The organism is Parafrankia sp. Ea1.12, assembly GCF_900465275.1.
Lineage (GTDB): Bacteria > Actinomycetota > Actinomycetes > Frankiales > Frankiaceae > Parafrankia > Parafrankia soli.
In genome coordinates, this window is the sequence record NZ_UBIZ01000526.1 from 1 (window position 1) to 10,899 (window position 10,899).

The 10,899-nt window shown below is 68.9% G+C and carries 7 protein-coding genes and 1 pseudogene; 5 read left to right on the forward strand and 3 right to left on the reverse strand.

Annotated elements, in window-relative coordinates:
* Positions 1-27 precede the first annotated feature (27 nt).
* On the reverse strand, positions 28-321 hold the full coding sequence (locus tag FMEAI12_RS30610; RefSeq protein WP_235014841.1) for a hypothetical protein: 294 nt from the start codon (positions 319-321) through the stop codon (positions 28-30).
* A gap of 187 nt (positions 322-508) precedes the next feature.
* On the opposite strand from FMEAI12_RS30610, the gene FMEAI12_RS30615 reads away from it, so the two are divergent.
* Positions 509-919, forward strand: a complete 411-nt coding sequence (locus FMEAI12_RS30615) for a MarR family transcriptional regulator (protein ID WP_160144358.1) — start codon at positions 509-511, stop codon at positions 917-919.
* A 164-nt stretch (positions 920-1,083) separates the two neighbouring features.
* Here FMEAI12_RS30615 and FMEAI12_RS30620 read toward each other — a convergent pair whose 3' ends face one another.
* Positions 1,084-2,727 (reverse strand): GMC family oxidoreductase, encoded by a 1,644-nt coding sequence (locus FMEAI12_RS30620; protein WP_146776803.1) that lies wholly within the window; start codon positions 2,725-2,727, stop codon positions 1,084-1,086.
* Between the two features lie 329 nt (positions 2,728-3,056).
* Here FMEAI12_RS30620 and FMEAI12_RS30625 point away from each other — a divergent pair, with 329 nt between their 5' ends.
* The 4 genes from FMEAI12_RS30625 (at position 3,057) to FMEAI12_RS30640 (ending at position 10,578) form a co-directional block, all read left to right on the forward strand.
* Positions 3,057-4,706: an amidohydrolase family protein gene (locus FMEAI12_RS30625; protein WP_131628068.1), complete on the forward strand. Its 1,650-nt coding sequence runs from the start codon at positions 3,057-3,059 to the stop codon at positions 4,704-4,706.
* Positions 4,707-4,825: 119 nt separating this feature from the next.
* Positions 4,826-6,115: an amidohydrolase family protein gene (locus FMEAI12_RS30630; RefSeq protein ID WP_112108769.1), complete on the forward strand. Its 1,290-nt coding sequence runs from the start codon at positions 4,826-4,828 to the stop codon at positions 6,113-6,115.
* Positions 6,116-6,424: 309 nt separating this feature from the next.
* Positions 6,425-8,485 carry a hydantoinase/oxoprolinase family protein gene (locus tag FMEAI12_RS30635; protein WP_131628066.1) on the forward strand — a complete coding sequence of 687 codons (2,061 nt, stop codon included), beginning with the start codon at positions 6,425-6,427 and terminating at the stop codon, positions 8,483-8,485.
* Positions 8,482-10,578: a hydantoinase B/oxoprolinase family protein gene (locus FMEAI12_RS30640; protein ID WP_112108771.1), complete on the forward strand. Its 2,097-nt coding sequence runs from the start codon at positions 8,482-8,484 to the stop codon at positions 10,576-10,578. Before FMEAI12_RS30635 ends, FMEAI12_RS30640 begins: the two co-directional genes overlap by 4 nt.
* 64 nt (positions 10,579-10,642) lie before the next feature.
* On the opposite strand, the pseudogene FMEAI12_RS30645 reads toward FMEAI12_RS30640, so the two are convergent.
* A pseudogene (locus tag FMEAI12_RS30645) lies at positions 10,643-10,792 on the reverse strand (fumarylacetoacetase); the annotation flags it as partial.
* Between the last annotated feature and the right edge of the window lie 107 nt (positions 10,793-10,899).

Here is a 10,899-nt window from a genome sequence, read left to right on the forward strand (position 1 = left end):
CATGATCAACGAATATCGCAACGCCGCCTAATAGGAGCTACCGGGGAAAACCGCAGCAACCGCAAAAGGCCAGCTCACAGGCCAAATCTGGATTCTGGAGCCCCACAGGGTCCGGGCCAGCGCCTGCTCTCTGGCGGCCTTCGCGCCGCCGACCGGGCCGAGCGCGGCGAGCACCGTCGCATGCGAGCCGCCCTCGCAGACGGTGACCGCGCGGACCTTCGGATAGGCCCCCGGTGCGTCGACCCGCCCGGCCGGCAGGCCGAACGCGGCGATGTTCTCCTTCGAGGCCGGCACGTCGGACTCCAGCCCGTCGATGCCCATCAGCCGCCACGCCGACGCCCGACTGAGTGCCGGTGCGTACCCCAAAGGCCAGGTTCATCGCGATGTACGATGACGTTGCCTCCCCGGGCTGCGGTGCGGCAGGCGTGTACTGGCTTTATACGTCTGAGGAGTAGCTTCCGCCGCCATGACAAGCAGTGTGTCTCGACCGACCGATGCAGCAGAGGTGATGGATCTGGTCGGCAAGGCGTTCCGCCAGACACGGCAGCCGATCGAGCAGCTCGTCCGCGATCACGGGATCACAGCTGCGCAGTACGGCATCCTCTATCAGATTGCCGCGAACCCGGGGATCTCGCGTGCTGAGGTGGCACGGCAGAACTTCATCAGCCCGCAGGCAGCCCAGGTCGCGCTCGCGACGCTGGAAAGCAAGGGTCTTGTGGCTCGGCAGTCACGGAGCGACAGTCAGCGCATCGTCGGCGCTGCCCTCACGGAGGAGGGGGAGCGGGTGTTCCGGGCGTGTGACGCGAGGACAGCGGCTCTGGCGGAGGACTTTGTCGCGCCGCTCCGGGTCGTCGAACGGCACATGCTCATCGATCTCTTGCGGCGTTGCATCGAGCAGATGGCCGAGCCTTCAGCCTAGAAGGCTTCTGCCCGAACGCCCTGCCCGCTATGAGGGGTCGAAGGTGACGTGGACGGCGTTCTGACCACGGAAGCTCAGACCTTGGATGCGAGGCGTCGGCCGGCTTTGACCAAGGCGCAGGTTGGGAACCCATGCAACGGTCCGGTCAGCCTCGATGCGCGACCTCATTGGTCCGCGTCTTCGAGGATCATGGCTGCAGCCTTCTCCGCGATCATGATCGTCGGCGCGTTGGTGTTCCCGCTCGTGAGCTCGGGCATCACCGAGGCGTCGACGACCCGCAGGCCCTGCACGCCCACGGCGCGCAGCCGGGGATCGACGACTGCCTCGGGACCAGTGCCCATGCGGCAGGTCCCGGCTGGGTGCATCGCCCCGTGGCAGTTCTGGGAGCGCAGGAACGCCTCCCATTCGTCGTCACTTGTCACGTCCGCGCCTGGAAGAGCCTCGCTCGTGACGTGGTCGCTCATGGGCGAGGTGTCGAAGACCTGGCGGACCTGGCGGCAGCCGGCGACGAGATCCCAGAGGTCGCCCTCCTCGGCGAACATCTCGTGCTGGATGAGTGGCGGGTCCGCCGGGTTGGCGGAGCGCAGCTGGACGGAGCCTCGGGAGCGGGGGTGGAGCAGGCTGAGGTAGACGGTGACGGTGGCTCGGTCGAGCACCTGCATCTGGCGCACGTCGTGGGTGCCCGAACCCGAGAGGGTCTCGGCCTTGATGTCACCGGCGTTGGCGCCGACCAGGGCGATCGGGGTGAAGCCGGCCTCGACCTCGGTGCGGGAGCTGTCGGCGTTCAACTTGCTGAACATGATGGCGTGGAAGATGCCGGCGGCGGCCGGTCCCCGGCCGCGGAGGAACGAAAACCCGTGCTTGACGATGCCCCTCAGTGTGAAGTCCATGCCGAACGTGGGGACGTCGATGTTCCACAGCATCGACACAACAGGGTGCTCCTGGAGGTTGCGACCGACGCCGGGGACGTCCGCAACGACGTTGATACCGTGGCTGCGGAGGTGGTCGGCCGGCCCCACGCCTGAGAGCATGAGGAGCTTCGGCGAGGCGATTGCCCCGGCGCTCAGTACCACCTCCTTGCTAGCGCGGGCGGTGAGCAGGCGGCCCTTCCAGCGGTACTCGACGCCGACGGCCCGGTCACCTTCGAGCAGGACCCGCTCGACGAAGGCGCCGGTAACGACCTTCAGGTTCCGGCGCCGCCACGCCCCGCGGAGGTGAGCTCGGGACGCGGAGTGGCGGAAGCCACGGCGCACGTTGGCCTGGCCGACGCCGACGCCTTCCTGGCGCTCGCCGTTGTAATCGTCGGTGTAGGGGTGGCCGGATGCGTCGGCGGCGGCGACGAAGGCGTCGGTGATGACGTGCGGGGCCCGGACCTTGCGGACCTGGATCGGGCCCTTCACGCCGCGAGCTGGGGTGCCGCCGATGTAGCGCTCGGCTCGTCGGAAGTAGGGCTCGACGCCCTGCCAGTCCCAACCGTCGCAACCCTGTGCGGCCCAACCGTCGAAGTCGCCGGCATGGCCGCGTACCCACATGACACCGTTGATCGAGCTGCCCCCGCCGATGACCCGACCGGCCATCCAGAGCCCGCCGGCGCCGTTGCGGGACTCATCGGGCGCGGCGCGGTAGTCCCAGACGATCCCCGAGATCCGGCAGGCCTTCTGCACCAGCCCTGGGACGTGGATGAACGGATGGCGGTCCGAGCCCCCCGCCTCGAGCAGCAGCACCCGGGTGCGGCGGTCCGCGCTGAGGCGATTGGCCAGCACACAGCCGGCGGAACCGCCACCGACAACGACGTAGTCCCAGCTCACGATCGTCCCCTCCACCCTCTGCCGGCGGAGCTCGATAGTAGCAAAACTGTTGATGTAATTGTGTGTGCTGGTCGGACAGGTCGGTCAACCTGCTGATGGGTGGGTGCCGCTTGGCGTAGGCGAGACCCCGGCCGGACGATCCGCACCCGCTTCTGAGGAGCGACAGGCGGGCGCAGGAGCGATAGCCGCTACGGGCCCGCCCGCCGGGCTCCGGGCTCCGGGGTCGCCGCCATGACATGCCGTCGGATCGGATCACAATAGTCTTGCTATCACGAGGGACGGTGCCTAGTGTGGGGCGGTGTAGCCCTGTGTGCGCGTAAGGAGGGGTGATGATGCTGGCGATCCGTGGTGGTTCGGTCGTTGACGGTTCGGGACGGCCTGCGGTTCCGGCGGACGTGCTCATCGAGGACGGGGTCATCGCCGGGGTGGGGGCCGACGTTGTGCGCGCGGCCGATGTCGATGAGACGATCGACGCCTCGGGCCTCGTGGTCAGCCCCGGTTTCATCGACTTCCACACCCACTACGACGCCCAGGTGTTCTGGGACCCGGCGCTGTCGTCCTCGTGCTGGCACGGGGTCACGACGGTTGTCGGCGGGAACTGCGGGTACTCGGTGGCGCCCACGCTCCCTGAGCGCCACGAGCTGCTGGTCAGCTTGCTGCACGACCTCGAGGACATGTCATCGGAGACCCTGCGCGCCGGAATCACCTGGGGCTTCGAGACCTTCGGCGAGTACCTCGACTGCGTCGACCGAGCGCGTCCGTACCTGAACTGGGCGGGCTACGTCGGCCATTCCGCGCTGCGCATCGCGGTCATGGGTCAGGACGCCTACGCGAGCGGGTCAACACCCGAGCAGGTCGAGCAGATGGTGGCGCTGGCTCGGTCGGCGCTGGACGCAGGAGCGATCGGTATCGCCACGACGACGTCGCCCGGGGGGCGCAACACTCCCAGCTGTCACGCCGGTCGCGACGAGGTGGTCGCGCTCCTTCGATGCCTAGCCGAGGCCGGCCACGGCCTGGCCGCGTTCGTGCCGGGGGGTGAGCTCGACCTCGCGTCGCTCTACGAGCTCCAGCCCGAGATCGGCCGCCCCTTCACCTGGACCGCTCTTCTGGCCAGCGACGGAGGGCAGCACCGCGAGCGGGTGGCGATCCACGAGGCGGGGCTGAAGGTCGGCGCTGACGTCCACCCCCAAGTCTCGTGCCGGAAGATGGTGTCCCAGGCGAACCTGAGCAACGGGTTCGCGCTCCGGTGTCCCGCGATGGTCGAGCTCGACCGCTCGACGTTCGAGGAGCGGATGGCGGCCTACGCCGACCCGGTCTGGCGCGAGCGCGTCCGGGCCGAGATCGCCATCAAGGCGTACGCCACCTGGGACCGGTGGTCGCTGGTGGAGTCGGTCAGCCGTCCCGAGCTGGTTGGTGCCACTGTTCTCGAGGCCGCCGGTCGGCTCGCGGTCGACCCGCTCGACTTCGTGCTGGACATCTCGCTCGAGGAGCAGCTGCGGACCAGGTTCCAGCTGGAGCTCTCCAACAGGGACGAGGGCGAGGTCCGGCGGCTCCTCCACCTCGAAGGGGCGGTCCTCGGGCTGTCCGACGCGGGAGCGCACCCCGACCAGCTCTGTGACGCGGTCATGCCGACCGATCTCCTCGGCGGCTGGGTGCGTGACCGGCAGGCCCTCTCCTTGGAGCACGCCGTCCGCAAGCTTTCCGGAGAGGTCGCTGACCTGCTGGCCATCCCAGGGCGCGGCTACCTCCGGCCGGGCTTCCACGCGGATGTCGTCGTGTTCGACCCGGCGACCATCGCGCCCGGCCCGGTCAGACGGGTTCGCGACTTCCCGGCCAACGGAGAGCGCATCCTCGCTGATGCGCCTGGCGGAATCGAGCACATCTTGGTGAACGGAACGGCCATCACACGCGATGGGAAGTCGCTCGTGGGCGAGCTCGCGGCCGGCCCGGGACAGATCCTGCGCTCCGGACGTCGCTGAGGAGCGAGCCGTGCGAGTCTTGGACTATAGCAATAGTTCTGCTATTTTTCGGAATCTGATACCTGCTCGTACTCCATTGGCGGCGTCGGGCAAGCACGTTGGCGCCGAGGGGAGGCAAGGTGAAGAAGGACGAACTGATCTTGGTGAGCGTGGATGACCACGTCATCGAGCCGCCGGACATGTTCGAGGGCCGCCTGCCGGCCAAGTACGCCGACCGGGCGCCGCGGCTCGTGCCGGACGACGGTGGCGGGGACAAGTGGGTGTTCGGTGAGGGTGAGGCCCGCAGCTCGGGACTGAACGCGGTGGCTGGCCGCCCGCCGGAGGAGTACGGCCTCGAGCCGCAGCGGTTGGAGGAAATGCGGCGCGGTTGTTATGACGTGCATGAGCGGGTGAAGGACATGAACGCCAACGGCGTGTTGGCGTCGCTGAACTTCCCGTCGATGGCCCGGTTCTGCGGGCAGTTCTTCGCCAGCCGCGTGAACCAGGATCCTGAGCTGACGCTGGCGGTGGTGAAGGCGTACAACGACTGGCACGTCGAGGGTTGGTGCGGCGAGTACCCCGACCGGTTCATCCCGTGCGCGATCCCGCCGATCTGGGACCCGCAGCTGATGGCGGAGGAGGTCCGGCGCACGGCGGCCATGGGCTCGCATGCGGTGAGCTTCTCGCTGAACCCGTACGCCCTTGGCTTGCCGTCGTTGCACAGCGATCACTGGGACCCATTCTGGGCGGCATGTGAGGACACCGAGACGGTTGTGTGCGTGCACATCGGCTCGGGCACCGTCGGCATCGTGACTTCGCCCGATGCCCCGATGAGCGTCGAGATCAGCTGCAACGCGAACAAGACCTTCCCGACGGCCGCGGATCTGGTGTGGTCGCCGATCTTCCAGAAGTTCCGCAACCTGAAGATCGCCCTGTCCGAGGGCGGCATCGGCTGGATCCCGTACTTCTTGGAGAAAGTCGACTACGTGTACAAGCGGCACCGGGCGTGGACGCGCCCGGAGCTGGGTGGCCGGCTGCCAAGCGAGATCTTCCTCGAGCACGTTGTGACCTGCTTCATCGTGGATGACTTCGGCATCGAAAACCTCCACCACATGAACGCGGACATGGTCACCTGGGAGTGCGACTACCCGCACTCCGACACCACGTGGCCGGAGTCACCAGAGGCGGTGGCCGACTCGGTGCGGAGGTTGAGTGACGAGGTGATCGACAAGATCACCCATGAGAACGCCATGCGGGTGTTCTCCTTCGACCCGTACTCGGTCCGGCCCCGGGAGAACTGCACGGTCGGGGCGCTCCGCAAGGAGGCCGAGGGGCATGACATCTCGGTCCAGTCCTATGGTTTGCGCGAGCACGTCGCGCAAACCATCGGGCAGTACCAGGAGCTCAGGGAGGCCGACAAGGGGGCCTGAGCTCCGCTCTTCGCCTCGGGACGAGGGCTCGACGCCGGTCGGCCGTGAGCGCGGCGTTGCTTCTCGGCATCGTGGAGGTGGGTCGTACGCCGGCCTGCTGTGCAGTTGCTCGGGGCGTGTCGTGGTAGCCCTCTGAGTCATGGGGAAGGTTTCGACGGCGAACAGGAGGAGTAGCAATGGTTCTGCTACTCCTCCTGTTGTTCTCGTCGGTCAGGGTCCTCCTGGTGCAGGGGGGCGCCCGGTCAATCGACCTGCGGCCTGATCACGCCGTCTCGTCCGGGCCGAGGAGCGACAAGCGAGGTGGGATGGATGAATCAAGGGCGACCGCTGCGCAGGATCGGGATCGACGTGGGCGGGACCTTCACCGACGGGGTGCTCGTGGAGGGGGCGCGATCCTGGTCGGTGAAGACACCATCGCGGCATGACGACATCGCAGAGGGGATCATCGAGGCCTGTCGCCTGCTCGCCGAGGAGTGCGGTGAGCCGCTGGAGCCGTTGCTGGCGTCGGTGTCGCACTTCGGCCTCGGCACCACGGCGATCACCAACGTGATCGCGTCGAGGGTGGGCCTCCGGGTCGGCCTGTTGACCACCAAGGGCTTCGAGGACATGTTCGCCCTTCCTCGGAGCCGCGACGTCGGGCCCGACGGTTGGCTGGTCCCGCCGACGCCACTCGTGGAGCGTGAGCGGATCGTGGGGCTCGAGGAGCGGGTCGACCGGGCTGGGACGGTGCTCCAGCCGCTCGACGTCAACGCGGCGGTGGCCGCCGCCCATCACCTGGTGGAGGAGCAGGGCGCCGAGGCGCTGGCCGTCTCGCTGCTGTGGTCGGTGGTGAAGCCGGCACACGAGGCGGCGGTGGTCGAGGCCGTCCGCCAGGAACTGCCCGCGGTCCCGATCACGAGCGGCGCCGAGTTGTCGCCCACGATCCGCGAGTACGAGCGCACCAACCTCGCCGTGCTCAACGCATACGTGGGCCGGGCCTTCGACGGCGTGGCCAGCCTGGGGGAGCGGATCCGCGCCCTTGGCCTCCAAGTGCCGGTGCTGCTCGTGCACTCCAACGGCGGGGCCATCTCCATCGACGAGGCCCGGGCCCGTCCCGTCTGGCTGGCGGAGTCGGGCCCGGCGGCCGGGGTGGCCGCGGCCGCCATCCTCGCCAACCAGCGCGACCTCGAGAACGTCCTGGCTTGTGACATGGGGGGCACGTCGTTCGACATCTCGGACATCTCTGGCGGTGTGCCGTACCGGGTGCGGCGGGGCTTCCTCATGGGTGTCTTCATGGCGCTGCCCCGGATCGATGTCGAGTCCATCGGGGCCGGTGGTGGTTCGATCGCGTGGGCCGACCGCCGGGGGCTCCTGCGCCTTGGGCCGAGGTCGGCGGGGTCGCAGCCGGGGCCGGCTTGCTACAGGCGCGGCGGCACGGAAGCCACGGTCACGGACGCGTTGGTGGTCCTCGGCTACATCGACCCGGAGCGGTTCCTCGGGGGCCGCATGCGCCTCGACGCCGATGCCGCGCTCGCCGCCTGCACCCGCCTGGGCGAGCTCCTCGGCATCGACGGCCACGAGGTGGCCTGGGGCATCCGGGGGTTGGCGCTGGCCGAGATGTCCAAGGCGGCCCGCGGCCGGCTCGCTGCGCGGGGCCTCGACCCGTCCACGTTCTCGCTCGTGAGCTACGGCGGCTGCGCCTCGCTGTTCACCGTCGAGATCGCGGCGTCGATCGGTGCTCGACGGGTGCTGGTCCCCCGTCAGGCGTCAGTGCTCTCCGCGCTGGGCGCGGCGGCTTCTGAGGTGCGACGCGAGCGGCAGGTACCCGTGCTGGTGGAGTTCCCTCTCCCAGAGGGCCTTCTGGCGAAAGTCGGCGATGAGCTGCGGGACCGGGTCGAGCAGGACCTGCTCGCGGATGGCGTACCGGCCGGGAGCTGGGACGTGGTGCTGGAAGCGGACATCCGATACGCCGGCCAGCGCTCGGACCTGACCGTCACCTGCGACGAAGGCGACGAGGTCTCGTTCGCGGCCCGCTTCGAGGAGGAGTACGCGCACCGCTACGGCCAGGGTTCCATAGTCCGCAGCGCGGTGGTGGAGCTGGTTGCCCTGCGGGCCGTCGGCTCGAGCCGTGTGCTCGGCGAGGGCCTCCTGCCGTCGCGCGTGACCGCGGGGACATCGGGTGCCGTCGGTGTGGCCGAGCGGTCCGTCCGGGTGGAGCGCACCGGGTCGCCGTCGCTGGTGACGTCCTATGACGACTCGCTCGCCCCGCTGCCGCCCGGCCGCACGTCGGGGCCGCTGCTTATCGACCGTCACGACACGACCGTGTGGATCCCTGAGGGTGCGACGGTCGAGTCGCTTCTCGACGGGACGCTGGAGATCGAGGTGCCATGACCATCACCGCAGATGCTCCCACCGACCTCGACCCGATCATGGTCGAGATCTTCCGCACCCGGCTCGAAGCCATCAGCGTGGAGGCGGGAGCGGCCATCGAGAACACGGCCATCAGCCCCATCGTCACCGAAACCAAGGATTACGCCGTCACCCTGCTGCACGGGGATGGCAGGTTCCTGGGCGGAGCGGCCGCCGTCCCGGGCCAGTTCGGCGTGGCGATGCACGCGGTGGAAGGCTCACTGGCCCGGCACCGTGGCTCGATCGTCGAGGGCGACGTGTTCATCGCCAATGACCCGCACACGGACGGCGGGTTCCACCCCCAGGACGTGGTGGTCCAGCGGCCCGTGTTCCTCGACGGCGAGCTCATCGCCTGGGTGGCCATCTCGGCCCACATGCTCGACATGGGCGGTATGGTGCCCGGCTCGTCGGCCACACAGGCCACCGAGTGCTACCAGGAGGCCCTGCGCTTCCCGTCGGTCCGGCTGTTCCGCGCCGGAGTGGAGTGCGAGGACATGTGGGAGGTGTTGCGCACCAACCTCCGGTCCTTCGACGTCATCGAGATGGACCTGCGCAGTCTCGTCATCGGCTCGCACGTCGCCGGGGAGAAGGTGCGCGACCTCGCCGTCGAGGTCGGCCTCGGATCGTTCCGAGCATGGTCAGGGCAGCTCGACACGATCACTGGCGCCGAGTTCCGCCGCCGCCTGGCGGTGCTCGAGCCGGGATCGTACCGGACGACGGCCTTCGCCGAGGTCGGTCAGGAGCTTCATCACTTCCCATGCACGTTGCACGTCGCTGCCGGCGAGCTCACATTCGACCTGACCGGAGCGCCTCCGCAGATCCCGCACTTCGTCAACTCGAAGCCCTACATCGTGAAGGCAACCCTTGTCCCGGGTCTGCTCGGGGTGATCGCTCCGGATCTTCCGCTGACCCAGTCCGTGTACGAGGCCATCGAGCTTCTCACCACGCCGGGCACGATCCTGGACTCCCGGTCACCTGCACCCATCGGTGCCGCCCACATGGACTGCACCATCGCCGTCAACTCGGCTGCCTTGCAGTGCATCCAGCTCGCTGTGGCTGCGTCGCCGGGCGCCGTGACGCCGCGCACCGCTCCTCCCTATGACGCTCAGGGCACCACCCGGTGGTCGTTCGTCAACGAGACCGGCAACCGCACACTGCTCACGCTGCTCGACGGCGTGGCCGGTGGCAGCCCCGCCGGGATCGACCGGGACGGGATGGACATGACCCGCGACCTCGCCGGCCGGCGCGGCGGCCTGCACATGGCCGACGTAGAGGTGACCGAGTCGGTCTACAGCGTGCTGTACCGGTCGCGGGGAGTCGGTCTCCGCCCCGCCGGCGAAGGCCGGTACCGCTCCGGTGCCGGCTGTCGCACCGTGCTGGAGCCGCACGGCGTCCCGCTGTGGGAAGGCAACATGACCGGCACCCGGGGCTGGTTCCCGTGCGCCGGGATGGCCGGCGGCCGGCCTGGGGCGCTCATGTCGTTCCGCGTCCTGCGGGCCGACGGCTCCGTCGAGCAGCTTGGGATGCATGACGCCGGCGTCGACCTGCGTGAAGGGGACCGCTTTGAGCTGTCGGCGGCCAGTGGTGGCGGGTACGGCGACCCGCTCGACCGCGAGGCCACTGCCGTGGCCGCCGACCACTCTGCAGGTCGGACCAGCGCAGCGGACGTACGCGAGCTCTTCGGCGTCGTGCTCACTTCCGACGGGAAGGCCGATGGCCTCGCCACCGAAGCGCACCGAGCGTTCCTACTGCGGCAGCGGCTCGAGCAGGCCAGCCCCGCCAGCTCCCCACCGCCGGCCACTCGACCTGATGGCGAGGAGTGGCCGCTGTTCCCCGGCATCGTCCAGCGCGGGAACTGTGCTGTATCGGTCCGGAGCGGAGCTGTCCTTGCGGTCGCTCCAGTGCATTGGACCGACGGGTGCCCAGTGCTGGAGGAGCCTTACGGAGGTTCTGGGGCTGTGCCGATCGTCCTGCGCTCATACCTGGACCCGGCCACTGGCCACTCCCTGCACACCGAGGTCGTGCCAGCGGGGTCAGGCCGGTCGTTCGCGACCTTGCCCACCCGCTGGGCATAGGTCGACGCAGACGATCGGCCAGTTCCCTGGCATCGTCCAGCGCGGCCACCGCATGCGCGATGCCTCACACTGCCGGGGCGATGGTGCCGGTGACCTCGCCGAACCCGATGCGGACACGGTCGGCGCCCGCCGCTGTGGCACGGATGGTCACGGTGTCGCCGTCCTCAAGGAAGGTGCGGGTGGAGCCGTCGGAGACCTTCACCGGGTCGCTGCCTGTGGGGCTCCAGAATCCAGATTTGGCCTGTGAGCTGGCCTTTTGCGGTTGCTGCGGTTTTCCCCGGTAGCTCCTATTAGGCGGCGTTGCGATATTCGTTGATCAGC